Consider the following 12,988-nt stretch of genomic DNA (forward strand, 5'->3'; position numbering starts at 1 on the left):
AGAGGAAACAACAATGGCTAACCAGGCCCAGGCGCAAAAGATGGAAGTGTCCGCAACGGACGTCGCCGTCGAGATCACCAACATGAACAAGTGGTACGGCGACTTCCACGTTCTGCGCGACATCAATCTGAAGGTCATGAAGGGCGAGCGCATCGTCATCGCCGGTCCGTCCGGTTCAGGCAAGTCGACGATGATCCGCTGCATCAACCGTCTCGAAGAGCACCAGAAGGGCCAGATCGTCGTCGACGGCATCGAGCTGACCAACGACCTGAAGAAGATCGACGAGGTACGCCGCGAGGTCGGCATGGTGTTCCAGCACTTCAACCTCTTCCCGCATCTGACGATCCTGGAAAACTGCACGCTGGCGCCGATCTGGGTGCGCAAGATGCCGAAGAAGGACGCCGAGGAAGTGGCGATGCACTACCTCAAGCGCGTCAAGATCCCGGAGCAGGCGCACAAATATCCCGGCCAGCTCTCGGGCGGCCAGCAGCAGCGCGTGGCGATCGCCCGCTCGCTGTGCATGAAGCCGAAGATCATGCTGTTCGACGAGCCGACCTCGGCACTCGATCCGGAAATGGTCAAGGAAGTGCTCGACACGATGGTGTCGCTGGCTGAAGAGGGCATGACCATGCTGTGCGTGACGCATGAAATGGGCTTTGCCCGCCAGGTCGCCAACCGGGTCATCTTCATGGACCAGGGCCAGATCGTCGAGCAGAACTCGCCGGCCGAGTTCTTCGACAATCCCCAGCACGAGCGCACCAAGCTCTTCCTCAGCCAGATTCTGCACTAGGATCGGCGGCGAGACAGAAAAGGCGGGCCTCAGGTCCGCCTTTTTGTTTGGAGTGAGTGCGCGCCGTGCGGCGTGGATCCTCGGGCTCGACCCGAGGACCCGCGCGACAAACACTTCCGTACCCGCATCACCCCTTCACCCGAACCTCCGCCCGCAGCTTCAGCGGGCTCGCGCCGAAATGATTGCGGAAGGCGCGGGAAAAGGCGGAGAGGCTGTCGAAGCCGCTGCGCAGCGCCACCTCCTGCATCGATAGCGGCGTGTCGCGCACGAGGCGCTGCGCGGCCGTCAGCCGCAGACGCAGGTAATATTTCCCCGGCCCGATGCCGAGCCCGCCCGCAAACAGCGTCTCCAGCTTGCGCGTCGAGAAGCCGAGCCGGCGCGCCAGCGCCGCGATGGTCAGCGGCCGGTCGATGGTGCGCTCCATCAGGCGGATGGCGGCGGCGAGGTCCGGCTGGTGTTCGGCAAGCCGGCCGAGCGAGACGAGCGGCTGGGCGTCCGTCGCGGCATGGGTCTCGTCATAGACGAAGACGCTCGCCACATCGAGCGCGACGGCCGAGCCGAAGCGCTCGCGCACCAGATGCAGCATCATGTCGAAGGTCGGCGAGGCGCCGCCCGAGGTCCAGAGCGGCCCGTCGGTGACGAAGCGGTCCGCCCGCACGTTGAGGGCCGGAAAGGCGGCGGCGAAATCCTCCAGCTCCTCCCAATGCGCCGTCGCGTCGCGCCCGTCCAGGAGGCCCGACCGCGCCAGCAGCCAGCAGCCCGATTCGATGCCCGCGACGATGCCGAACCGGCGCGTCACCTTCTTGAGCCGACTAATGAAGCTGCGATTCGCGTGACGATCCTGGTTGAAGCCGGCGATGACGAGCAGCGCGTCGCCGCTCATGGCGTCGTCGAAGCTGCCGTCGACGCGGATTTCCACGCCGCAGGTGAGCACCACCGGCTTGCCGCCGGGCGACAAGATCGTCCAGCGGAACACCGGTTCCGGCATCACGCGGTTGGCCGCGCGCATGGGATCGAGCACGGAGGCGAGCGACATGATCGACGACTCCGGCAAAAGAAGGATGGTCACGTCGAGCGGCCCCTGCCGCGGCGCTTGCCTGCTCATGTGGAAATTGTCAAAAAAGCTGCGCTTTATGTCAATCGGGAAAAAGGCGTTCGGGCATGATCGGCCTCACAGGAGATCTGGAGATGCAGCCGGATTGCGGCGAAAGCCCCTGTACCCCGAACACCCTGATCCGCAAACTTACCGGAACGGGTTGGCGAGCCGAAAGGCGGACCAGCCCGTTTTTTTTGACATTTTGCGCAAAAACCATCTGCGCGTGCGGCAGAAATGGAACCGAATCCGGCCTGAGGACGTTCTGGCGCCAAACAAGCAGGAAAGGTTATCCCATGCTGAAGATGAAGTCCGGCCTTGCCGCCGGCGCCCTCTCGGTCGCCGTCGCCCTCACCTCCTTCGTGCCTGCCCAGGCGGTCACTTTTCCTCAGGTTCCCGTCCCCTCGTCCTCCGCGGTGGAACAGGTACAGTACCGTCACCAGCGCCGCTGGCACGGCCATCGCGGGTATAACCATTATCGCCCGGGCTACCGACGCCATTCGGACGGCTGGTGGTATCCGCTGGCCGCCTTCGGCCTCGGTGCTGCCATCGGCGGCGCGGTCGCCAATCAGCCGCGCGCCAGCGGAAGCGCTCATGTGAACTGGTGCGCCAATCGCTACCGCACGTACCGGGCCTATGACAACACGTTCCAGCCGAACAACGGCCCGCGCAAGCAGTGCTTCTCGCCCTATTCGCGCTGAGTGCCCTGAAATGCAAAAAGCCCGGCGAAAATGCCGGGCTTTTCGTTTGAACGCTGTTCTCAGACGAGGCGGCTCTGTTCCAGCGCCGCTTCCACGAAGCTTGCGAAGAGCGGATGCGGATCGAGCGGCCGGCTCTTCAGTTCCGGGTGATACTGCACGCCGATGAACCACGGATGGTCGGCATATTCGACCGTCTCCGGCAGAAGGCCGTCCGGCGACATGCCGGAGAAGACGAGGCCGCAGCCTTCCAGCTTGCCCTTATAGTCGACATTCACCTCGTAGCGATGGCGGTGACGCTCGGAAATGTCCGTCGAGCCGTAGATGTCGGCGATCTTCGTGCCGCCCTTGAGCGAGGCGCGGTAGGCGCCGAGGCGCATCGTACCGCCGAGATCGCCGGAAGCGGAGCGCTTCTCCAGGTCGTTGCCCTTCACCCATTCGGTCATCAGGCCGACGACCGGCTCGGCCGTCTTGCCGAACTCGGTGGAGGATGCCTTCTCGATGCCGGCGAGATTGCGCGCCGCCTCGACCACGGCCATCTGCATGCCGAAGCAGATGCCGAAATAGGGCACCTTGCGCTCGCGGGCGAAGCGCGCCGCATTGATCTTGCCTTCCGAGCCGCGCTCGCCGAAACCGCCGGGAACGAGGATGCCGTGCACCTTCTCGAGGTAAGGCGCCGGGTCTTCCTTCTCGAAGACTTCCGATTCGATCCACTCGAGCTTGACCTTGACGTGATTGGCGATGCCGCCGTGATAGAGCGCCTCGATCAGCGACTTGTAGGCGTCCTTGAGGCCGGTGTACTTGCCGACGATGGCGATGGTCACCTCGCCTTCCGGCGTCTTGATGCGGTCGGAAACCTTCTGCCAGGCCTCAAGGCGGGGCTTGGGCGCCGGCTCTATGCCGAAGGCGGCCAGGACCTCGTCGTCGAGGCCTTCCTTGTGATAGGCGAGTGGCACGTCGTAGATCGACGCGACGTCGAGCGCCTGGATCACGGCGGTCGGGCGCACGTTGCAGAACAGCGAGAGCTTCTTGCGTTCGGCTTCCGGGATTTCGCGGTCGGCGCGCACCAGCAGGATATCCGGGTGGATGCCCATGGCCTGCAGCTCCTTGACGGAATGCTGCGTCGGCTTGGTCTTCAGCTCGCCGGCGGCCGGGATATAGGGCATCAGCGTCAGGTGGACATAGACGGCGGTGCCGCGCGGCAGGTCGTTGCCGAGCTGGCGGATCGCCTCCATGAAGGGCATGGCCTCGATGTCGCCCACCGTGCCGCCGATCTCGCAGAGCACGAAGTCGTAGTCGTCGTTGCCTTCGGTGACGAAGTTCTTGATCTCGTTGGTGACGTGCGGAATGACCTGCACGGTCGCGCCGAGATAGTCGCCGCGGCGTTCCTTGTCGATGATGTTCTTGTAGATGCGGCCGGTGGTGATGTTGTCGGTCTTGGTGGCCGAGCGGCCGGTGAAGCGCTCGTAGTGGCCGAGGTCGAGGTCGGTCTCCGCGCCATCGTCGGTGACGAACACCTCGCCGTGCTGCGTCGGGCTCATGGTGCCCGGGTCGACATTGAGATAGGGGTCCAGCTTCCTGAGGCGCACGCGGTAACCGCGGGCCTGAAGGAGAGCTCCGAGTGCAGCGGCCGCGATGCCTTTTCCGAGGGAAGAAACCACGCCGCCAGTGATGAATACATATCGCGCCATGGGAGTCACCGGATACCTTTTCAAAATCGATTCCGCTACCGAAAAATCACCTTGGGCGTGATTTCGGAAGTCGCAATCGGCGTTTTACACAGAAGAAGGCCGGTTGGTTTGCGCCAACCGGCCGGTTTGTTTTCGCTTTTGCGGCTTACTGGCCGCTCGGGACGCCGGCGTTGCCGCCCTCGCCCGTGGCGGCACCCGTGCCGGTGCCCGTCGTCGGGGTCGACGAGTTGCCCGTTCCGGTGGCCGCGCCGCCTTCGCTCGGAACGGTCTGCGTACCGGTCGTCGCAGGGGTCTGGTTCGTGTTGTTCTGGGTGCCCTGGTTCTGCTGGGCGCCGCCGAGCGCGTCGAGAACGCCGCCCGTGCCGGTCGTGCCCGGAATGCGGTCGAGAATGTCCGTCGGCTGCGTCTCGTAGCGGGCGAGGATGCCCATGCCGATCGCCAGAACGAAGAACAGCGTCGCGAGGATCGCGGTCGTGCGCGTCAGCGCATTGGCCGTGCCACGGGCGGACATGAAACCGGAGCCGCCGCCGATGCCGAGGCCGCCGCCTTCAGACCGCTGGATCAGCACGACGCCGATCAGCGCGACGACGACCATGAGATAGATGACGAGCAAGATGGTCTGCATGTTTTCCAAGATCCCGGCCAGACGGCCAAATTTCAGGTTTGCGGCTCAATATACCAAGCCGCGCGGCATTCCAAGCCCTTCCCGTCGTTCCGCCCGCCGTTTTGCGGGCCGGCGGACGGGCCTCAGGCCGTCAGCGCTTCATATGCGCGGTAAATGGCAAGGAAGTCGTCCGATTTCAAGCTCGCCCCGCCGATCAGCGCGCCGTCGACATTGGCGACGCCCATCAGTTCCTTCGCATTGCCCGGCTTGACCGAGCCGCCATAGAGAATGCGCATCTTCGCGCCCTCGCCGGCAAAGCGCGCGGTCAGCTCGGCGCGCATGAAGGCATGAGCCTCCTCCACGTCCGCCGCCGTCGGCGTCAGGCCCGTGCCGATGGCCCAGACCGGCTCATAGGCGATCACGGTGTTTGTCGCCGTCGCGCCGTCCGGCACGGAGGTGACAAGCTGGGTCTTGAGCACGTCCAGCGTCTTGCCGGCCTTGCGCTCGTCGCCGGTCTCGCCGATGCAGACGATGGCGACGAGTTCGTTCTGGTGGGCGATCTCGGCCTTGGCGCGCACCAGCGCGTCGCTTTCCTCATGGTCCGTGCGGCGTTCGGAATGGCCGACGATGACATGGGTGCCGAAGCAGTCGGCGATCATCTCGGCCGAGATGTCGCCGGTATGCGCGCCGGAAGCCTTTTCATGGCAATCCTGCGCGCCGATCTGGAGCGGGCTGTCGTCGCAGAGCGCAGTCGCGACGTAGAGCAGGGTCGCCGGTGGGCAGATCAGCGTTTCCACCTTCTGCGAGAGCGGCCCCTTCACGCCTTCGGCCATCGCCTTGATCTGGTCGAGCGATGCGCGCGTGCCGTTCATCTTCCAGTTTCCGGCGACGAGCGGTGTAACGTCCGGTGTCATGAGCATCCCCTCCATAAAGCGTTGGCATGGGGCGTAGCAAATCGGGGCCGCCAAGAAAAGGTGCGTTCTGCCGCGCGCGGGCTTGAATATTCCGCGTTCGTGAAACGTAATGGAGCAAGGCCGAGATCGATCGATGCAGGATGGACGAGGCGCATGCTTCCTTCACGACGCCGCATAGCCGTCGCCATGGCCGTGCTCCTGCTTGCCGGCGGCGCGGCGGCACAGGACGGCCCGGCGCAGACGCGCGGCCTGATGCCGATAAAATCCCCCGTCGGCCGCGTGACGGCCGAGGAGACGCTGGCTTCGCGCGAAGTCAGCGCACGGCGCGTCGCGCTCGTCGTCGGCATGTCCGCCTATACCTCCATCTCGCCGCTGCGCAACACCGAGGCCGATGCCCGCGCGGTCGGCGCCATGCTCGAAAGGCTCGGCTTCACGGTCGATCTTGCGATCGACGTGCCGCTCGCGCAGATGAAGGAGACGATCGCCGCCTTCTCGCGCAAGTCCGAAACGGCGGATATCGCCATGGTCTACTATGCCGGCCATGGCGTCGAGGCGGCGGGCGAGAACTACCTCATTCCCGTCGACATCCATGTCGACGATCCGGGGAAGATCCCCGAGCAGGCGGTCAGCCTGCGCTCGGTGCTCGCCAGCGTCGCCAGGGCCCGCAAGCTGCGCATCGTCATTCTCGATTCCTGCCGCAACAATCCCTTCCCCACCTCCTACGACCTCGCCGCGACGGCCGGCATGGCCGGCGCCTCGGCGACGGGCGACGGGCTCGCCGCGCCCGATCCCGCGCAGGGCATGCTCGTCGTCTATGCCGCGGAGGGCGGCAAGGTGGCGCTCGACGGCGAAGGCGAGCACAGCCCCTTCACCAGCGCCATCCTCGAAAGCCTGCCGCGTCCCGATGTCGAGATCGGCCTCGTCTTCCGACAGGTCCGCGACAGGGTGATGAGCCTGACGGCCAACCGCCAGCAGCCGCATTTCTACGGCTCGCTCTCGGGCGCGCCCTTCTTCCTCGCCGGCGAGGACGCGAAGGTCGCCAATATCGTAGACAAGGCCGGCCAGTGGCAGGCGCTGAAGCCGGATCAGGCGGCGCAGCTCGCAAGCCTTGCCGAGGAAGGCAACACCCGCGCGATGATCGGCCTCGGCTATATGGCGCTCTCGCCGGATTCGGCGAAGTTCCAGCCGTCCGAGGCCTTCAGGCTCTTCGGCAAGGCGGCGGAGGCCGGCGATGCGGAGGCCATGTTCGAACTCGGCAAGCTTCATGAAAAGGGCATCGGCACGCCGCAGAACGTGCCCGAGGCGCTGAAACTCTACCGCAGATCCGCCGATCTCGGCTTTGCCGATGCCATCAATGATCTCGGCTTCCTCTATTACCAGGGAACGGAAGGCCTGCCGCGCGATCCGAAGAAGGCGGTCGAGCTCTTCATCAGGGCGGCGGACCTGCGCCATCCGCAGGCCATGTTCAACGTCGCCGCCCTAATCGACGACGGCGTCATTCCCGGCAAAACGCCCGAGGATGCCGCGGCCTATCTCTACCAGGCGCTGCGCGCCGGCGTCGACGACGTGCTGGCGCAGCTCACCAACCGCCCGACCATGTTCAAGCCGGAAACCCGGCGCGCCCTGCAGGCCGAACTCCGGCGCAACAGGTTCTATACCGGCGCGATAGACGGCGATCTCGGCGCGGGCACCCAGCGCAGCATGCGCATGGCCTTCGGGCAGACACAGTAGCGGGAGGCGGAAGGACGATGGGAAAGCCTGAAACGGTGCGCACGCTCGCAGCGGCCTTCCTTGCAACGACGCTCGCCCTCGGCTCCATGCCGGAGGCCTACGGACAGGCAGCCCCGGCGCCGGGCGGCGGCACAACCACGGGAATCGCCACAGGGTCGGGCGGCGGCCTCATGGATACGCCGACGCCGACCGACTACCTCACCCGCTCCATCGTCAGGAACATCAACGCCGCCAGCGCCGAATGCGCAGCCTATGAGCCGGTCTACCGCATCGATTGCCTGCGCCAGCGCCTCCTCGACATCGCCCGGCGCATCCCGAAGGGCAAGGCCTATGACGAGGCCCGGCAGATCGTCCAGCGCGCCGCCGGCCGGCTCGGGCGCATCCAGGCCGCCAATCTCGACGCAAAGGCTCCGCGCATGCGCTCGCGCGGCAATGCGCGCATGAAGGAGACGAAGACCTATACAGCCATCCGCAAGCGCAATCTCGAAAAGGCGATGGAGGCGGCCCGGCAGGTCATCGAGGAGGCGCAGACGCAGCTCCTGCGCGCCTCGGAAAATTCGGAGAAGCGCGCCAGCCACTACCGCGACATCGCCGCCGCCGTCGGCTCGACCAAGGTCCTGCTGCGCTCGATCTGAGCGGGAACGCTTACTGCGCGAAGATCCAGTTCAGCGTCTCGCGCCAGTCGGTCATGCGCACCGGCGTGCCGTGGCCTCCGGTCTGGAACAGCACGAAGCGCGTCGGAATGCCGGCCTTCAGCAATTTGCGGAAGACGGCGATCTGGTCGTTGGCCGCATAGACACTGTCGCTGTCGCCATGGGTGAAGAAGACCGGCAGCTTCGCCTTGAAGGCCGGGGTCTTGGCATAGTCGCCATCCGCCGCCCCGCCCATCAGCACCATGCCGGAAAGGCTCCTGACCGCCGTCGCATCGCGCACCACGCGGGCGCAGATGAAGCTGCCCATCGAGGCGCAGGCGAGGATGACGGGCCTGTCCGGCGAAAGCGCCTTGGCGCGCAGGATCAGGCCGGAGATGCGCGCCGCGCCCGCATCGTCGAAGGAGGGCACGCTCGGCGCGTAGTAGACGCCACCGTTCTGCACGGCGAGGTTCTTGATGCGGTTGAAATTGCCGCCGAAGTTCCAGTCGTTGTTGCCGAGCCGACGGTCGCCGCCCCGGCCGTGGATGAAGATGACGGTGAAGGAGGCGCCCTCGCCCTTGCCGGTCATCGCCACGTCGATCGGCCCGGCGGGCGTATCCACCGTCAGGTTCTGCTGCGCCTTCTTCACCGCCGTCGAGACATAGGCCGATCTGACGCGCCGCTCGGGCACCTGGTCGCGGCCGTTGATGTCGCGCATTTCCTGGTAGTCGACGACGCGGAGCGCGCCGTTATCCGTCGTCTCGACCACGGCGGGATAGCCGAAGAGCTCGTCCTTCCAGGGCTTGAGCGTCAGCGCGGCGGCACTGTCGGCCGTAAAACCGGCGAAGAGCGCGGCCAGAATCAGCCGGCGGAGAGAATGAACTGTGGACTGACGCATGAAGTGAGGCTCCCCTGGGCTGGCGATACTTGCCATCCGTCCGCGCGCAAAGCAATCCTCGCCCGGCGGTTGGCGCGTCCGGACATCGCGAAAACCCACGGAATCTGGCAGAGTCGCCAGTGATTCGCCGACGACCTCATCCTTGCCGGCCCCGATCCCCATGGATCGGCGGGAAGAACCGGCAAACGGAACAAACTCTGAACGGCCCATGCAAGACGACAATAACGACCTTTTCGCCAACATGCCTTCCGAGCCCGCCCGGCAGCCCGCCGCGGCGGAGGAAAAGCCCGTGCCCACGCCCGCTCCGGCCCCCGCCGCCGAAAGCGCGCCGGCGCCCGCCGCCCCGACCGAAGGCTCCGGCGGCTACGACGCCTCTGCCATCCGCGTGCTGGAGGGCCTCGAGCCCGTGCGCATGCGCCCCGGCATGTATATCGGCGGCACGGACGAAAAGGCGCTGCACCATCTCTTCGCCGAAGTCATCGACAACTCGATGGACGAGGCCGTCGCGGGCCATGCCAATTTCATCGAGGTCAATCTCGATGCGGACGGCTGCCTGACCGTCACCGACAACGGCCGCGGCATCCCGGTCGAGAACCATCCGCAGATGCCCGGCAAGTCGACGCTGGAGGTCATCCTCACCGTGCTCCATGCCGGCGGCAAGTTCGACGGCAAGGCCTACGAGACCTCGGGCGGCCTGCACGGCGTCGGCGTCTCGGTGGTCAATGCGCTGTCCGACCTCCTCGAAGTCGAGGTCGCGCGCAACCGCAAGCTCTACCGCCAGCGCTTTTCGCGCGGCAAGCCGCTCGGGCCGCTGGAAGACCTCGGCGACGTGCACAACCGTCGTGGCACGCGGGTGCGCTTCCATCCCGACCCGGAGATCTTCGGCGCGCATGCCCGTTTCGATCCCGGCCGCGTCTTCCGCATGGCCCGTTCCAAGGCCTATCTCTTCGGCGGCGTGGAAATCCGCTGGAGCTGCGATCCCTCGCTGCTGCCGGAAGGCTCCGAGACGCCGGAAAAGGCCGTCTTCCACTTCCCCGGCGGGCTGAAGGACTACCTGCAGGCGACGCTCGGCAAGGATTACACCGTCACCCGCGAGATCTTCGCCGGCAAGAGCGAGAAGTCGGGCGGCCACGGCTCGCTGGAATGGGCCGTCACCTGGTACGGCGGCGATTCGCTGATCCATTCCTATTGCAACACCATCCCGACGGCCGACGGCGGCACGCACGAGGCGGGCCTGCGCATCGCCCTCACCAAGGGCCTGAAGAACTACGCCGAGCTGACGCAGAACAAGCGCGCGGCCGCCATCACCACCGACGACGTGATGATCTCGGCGGTCGGCATGCTCTCGGTCTTCATCCGCGAGCCGGAATTCGTCGGCCAGACCAAGGACAAGCTCGCCACCGTCGAGGCCCAGCGCATCGTCGAGAACGCGCTGCGCGACCCCTTCGACCATTACCTTGCCGACAATCCCGCCGAAGCCGCCAAGCTGCTCGAATGGGTGATTGAGCGCGCGGAAGAGCGCATGCGCCGCCGCAAGGAAAAGGAAGTGAGCCGCAAGACGGCCGTGCGCAAGCTGCGCCTTCCCGGCAAGCTCGCCGACTGCTCGCAGAGCTCGGCCGACGGTGCCGAACTCTTCATCGTCGAGGGCGATTCGGCCGGCGGCTCGGCCAAGCAGGCGCGCAACCGCGCCAACCAGGCCATCCTTCCGCTCCGCGGCAAGATTCTCAACGTCGCCAGCGCCGGGCGGGAAAAGCTCGGCGCCAACCAGCAGATTTCCGATCTGGTGCAGGCGCTCGGCTGCGGCACGCGCTCGAAGTATCGCGACGAGGACCTGCGCTACGAGCGCGTCATCGTCATGACCGACGCCGACGTCGACGGCGCGCATATCGCCTCGCTGCTCATCACCTTCTTCTACCAGGAGATGCCAGACCTCATCCGCGGCGGGCACCTCTATCTCGCCGTTCCGCCGCTCTACCGCATCAGCCAGGGCGGCAAGACGCTCTATGCGCGCGACGACGCGCACCGCGAGGAACTGATGCGCACGGAATTCAACGGGCGCGGCAAGGTGGAGATCGGCCGCTTCAAGGGCCTCGGCGAGATGCTGCCGGCGCAGCTCAAGGAAACGACGATGGACCCGTCCAAGCGCACGCTCCTGAAGGTGGCGATCGACGACGTCGATTTCGAAGGCACGCGCACGGCGGTGGACGACCTGATGGGCACCAAGCCGGAGGCCCGCTTCCGCTTCATCCAGGAGCGCGCCGTCTTCGCCGACAACCTCGATATCTGAGGCCTTGCCGCCATATTTTCGCGGCAATGCCGGCCTCTAACCGGGGCCATCCAACGCGGAAAGGACGGCCATGAAAGCTGCGCTCATCGTCATGACGATCATGGGCTGCGACGACAGCGCGACCCAGTGCCACTATATCGATACGGTCGACCGGAGCTGGCAGACCGTGGCGCTTTGCGACGCACAGGCCGAGACCTATATCAACCGGCATCAGGACAAGAACTATCCCGTCATCGTCGCCGTCTGCGAGACCTCGGGCGACCGCATGACGGCCGAGGTGACAGTGCCCGATCCGAAGCCGGCCGAGCCGGCGACGGGCATGGAAGCCCCTGCCCCCGTCGAAACAGAACAGGCGCGGCAGGGCCTTGCCGCCCGCACGCTCGCCTTCGTGAAAAAAGCCATCCCCGACGCCGCCTCCCTGAAGGCCGCCGTCACCACGCCGGTCCGCTATGCGGAAGGCGGTTATTCCTGGGTCGTGAAGCGCTTCGCCGATTGATCGGCAGCAGGTTGCTACGCCGCTTCCCGCGTCGCGATGAGCGCGTAGCTTCGCGCCGTCTGGCGCTGCTCGGCAATGGCCAGCCGTTCCACCAGTTCCAGCATGGACTGGCAGGAGGCGTTGCCCGTGGCGCGGGCGCGGGCCAGCAGCCTCTCGCAGACCGAGAGCAGGCCGTCGCCGCCCTTCGCCTCGCTGCGCCAGAGCATCGTCGCCTCGGCAAAGAGCGCGCTGATATCGCGGCCGAGGCCGGCCGTTTCGTAAAGCGCGCGCACAGCCGCCTCGCGGCCGTCGGAAAGGATCGAGCGGACGCGCCGTTCCGCCTGCCCCGAAAGATTGGTGATGGCCGCCGCGAAGAACTCGACGCGGCCGGTGCACAGCGCATGCATGAGGAAGACCGGCGTCAGGCGGCCGGCGATGCGCAGATGCTCGACGAGCGCCGGCATTTCGGCCGCTCCCACTTCGGCGGCCATGCCGATCGTCGCGACGTCGCAGGCCTCGCGCGTGATGCGCTCCACCCGGCTTGTGCCGACGGCGGCTTGGATCAGACCGAAGCCGGCAAGCGCCGAGCCGATCTTCTCGACCAGCGCATGGCGGGCATCGCTCGGCAGGTCCGTCCGGTCGAGCAGGAGCGCGCGGATTTCCGCATCGTGCCCGAGCCGGTCGGCGATGCGCGCCAAGCTGCGGCGGGAGATCGCCGCGCCCTCGTTTTCGAGAAGCGCCAGTATATCCGGCGCCGCACCGACTTCCGCAAGCGCCGCCGAAACCGGCCGCGAGACGATGGCGCGGTGTGCGATCAGCGTGCGCGTCATGTCGCCGCCCTTTGCCGCAAGATCGACCAGATCGGCATCCGTCAGCACGGGCGAACAAAGGATGACATGCGCGGCGATTTCCGGCTGGTCTTCCGCCAGCGGCAGAACGACGGCGCGCGGCGCGTCCTCGCTCTCGGCAAGGGCCTCCGCCAGCGCGAGCCGCACCTTCGGCGCCGGATCGTCGAGCAGGAAGATCATCGCCATCTCCGCCGCATGCCGGTCGTCCGGCGCGATGCGCGAGCGGCTATAGGCCCGCGCCAGCACGCTGGCGGCCTTCGCCCTGTCGGCTGCCCGCGCGGTCTCGACCCAACGGAGAAATGCATGAACGATCAATGGACGCCCCAA

At 66.2% G+C, this 12,988-nt stretch carries 12 protein-coding genes; 6 read left to right on the plus strand and 6 right to left on the minus strand.

Annotated features, from left to right (window positions below):
* Positions 1 to 13: 13 nt before the first annotated feature.
* Positions 14 to 790: an amino acid ABC transporter ATP-binding protein gene (locus ACZ48C_RS08260; RefSeq protein WP_464782703.1), complete on the plus strand. Its 777-nt coding sequence runs from the start codon at positions 14 to 16 to the stop codon at positions 788 to 790.
* Between the two features lie 127 nt (positions 791 to 917).
* On the opposite strand, the gene ACZ48C_RS08265 is transcribed toward ACZ48C_RS08260, so the two are convergent.
* A complete protein-coding gene (locus tag ACZ48C_RS08265) occupies positions 918 to 1,895 on the minus strand; it encodes a GlxA family transcriptional regulator (protein WP_464782704.1) in 978 nt (325 codons plus the stop codon).
* A 284-nt stretch (positions 1,896 to 2,179) separates the two neighbouring features.
* On the opposite strand from ACZ48C_RS08265, the gene ACZ48C_RS08270 reads away from it, so the two are divergent.
* Positions 2,180 to 2,584 carry a BA14K family protein gene (locus ACZ48C_RS08270; RefSeq protein ID WP_464782705.1) on the plus strand — a complete coding sequence of 135 codons (405 nt, stop codon included), beginning with the start codon at positions 2,180 to 2,182 and terminating at the stop codon, positions 2,582 to 2,584.
* A gap of 59 nt (positions 2,585 to 2,643) precedes the next feature.
* On the opposite strand, the gene ACZ48C_RS08275 is transcribed toward ACZ48C_RS08270, so the two are convergent.
* From ACZ48C_RS08275 to tpiA, 3 genes are all read right to left on the minus strand, one after another.
* Entirely contained in the window at positions 2,644 to 4,281 is a 1,638-nt protein-coding gene (locus ACZ48C_RS08275) for a CTP synthase (protein ID WP_464782793.1), read from the minus strand.
* Positions 4,282 to 4,417: 136 nt separating this feature from the next.
* Positions 4,418 to 4,897, minus strand: a complete 480-nt coding sequence (gene secG / locus ACZ48C_RS08280; protein WP_464782706.1) for a preprotein translocase subunit SecG — start codon at positions 4,895 to 4,897, stop codon at positions 4,418 to 4,420.
* Between the two features lie 122 nt (positions 4,898 to 5,019).
* Positions 5,020 to 5,790, minus strand: coding sequence for a triose-phosphate isomerase (gene tpiA, locus ACZ48C_RS08285; protein ID WP_464782707.1), 771 nt, complete (start codon positions 5,788 to 5,790; stop codon positions 5,020 to 5,022).
* Positions 5,791 to 5,943: 153 nt separating this feature from the next.
* Here tpiA and ACZ48C_RS08290 point away from each other — a divergent pair, with 153 nt between their 5' ends.
* Both ACZ48C_RS08290 and ACZ48C_RS08295 read left to right on the plus strand, forming a co-directional pair.
* Entirely contained in the window at positions 5,944 to 7,521 is a 1,578-nt protein-coding gene (locus tag ACZ48C_RS08290; protein ID WP_464782708.1) for a caspase family protein, read from the plus strand.
* Between the two features lie 17 nt (positions 7,522 to 7,538).
* A complete protein-coding gene (locus ACZ48C_RS08295) occupies positions 7,539 to 8,156 on the plus strand; it encodes a hypothetical protein (protein WP_464782709.1) in 618 nt (205 codons plus the stop codon).
* A gap of 10 nt (positions 8,157 to 8,166) precedes the next feature.
* On the opposite strand, the gene ACZ48C_RS08300 is transcribed toward ACZ48C_RS08295, so the two are convergent.
* Positions 8,167 to 9,051: an alpha/beta hydrolase gene (locus tag ACZ48C_RS08300; RefSeq protein ID WP_318911852.1), complete on the minus strand. Its 885-nt coding sequence runs from the start codon at positions 9,049 to 9,051 to the stop codon at positions 8,167 to 8,169.
* Positions 9,052 to 9,259: 208 nt separating this feature from the next.
* On the opposite strand from ACZ48C_RS08300, the gene parE reads away from it, so the two are divergent.
* Complete coding sequence (gene parE, locus ACZ48C_RS08305) at positions 9,260 to 11,338, plus strand: DNA topoisomerase IV subunit B (RefSeq protein ID WP_119258247.1); 2,079 nt, start codon at positions 9,260 to 9,262, stop codon at positions 11,336 to 11,338.
* A 70-nt stretch (positions 11,339 to 11,408) separates the two neighbouring features.
* Positions 11,409 to 11,834: a hypothetical protein gene (locus ACZ48C_RS08310; protein WP_464782710.1), complete on the plus strand. Its 426-nt coding sequence runs from the start codon at positions 11,409 to 11,411 to the stop codon at positions 11,832 to 11,834.
* A gap of 14 nt (positions 11,835 to 11,848) precedes the next feature.
* On the opposite strand, the gene ACZ48C_RS08315 is transcribed toward ACZ48C_RS08310, so the two are convergent.
* On the minus strand, positions 11,849 to 12,976 hold the full coding sequence (locus ACZ48C_RS08315; RefSeq protein ID WP_464782711.1) for a DUF2336 domain-containing protein: 1,128 nt from the start codon (positions 12,974 to 12,976) through the stop codon (positions 11,849 to 11,851).
* Between the last annotated feature and the right edge of the window lie 12 nt (positions 12,977 to 12,988).

It is taken from the genome of Shinella sp. 1A1 (assembly GCF_055379515.1).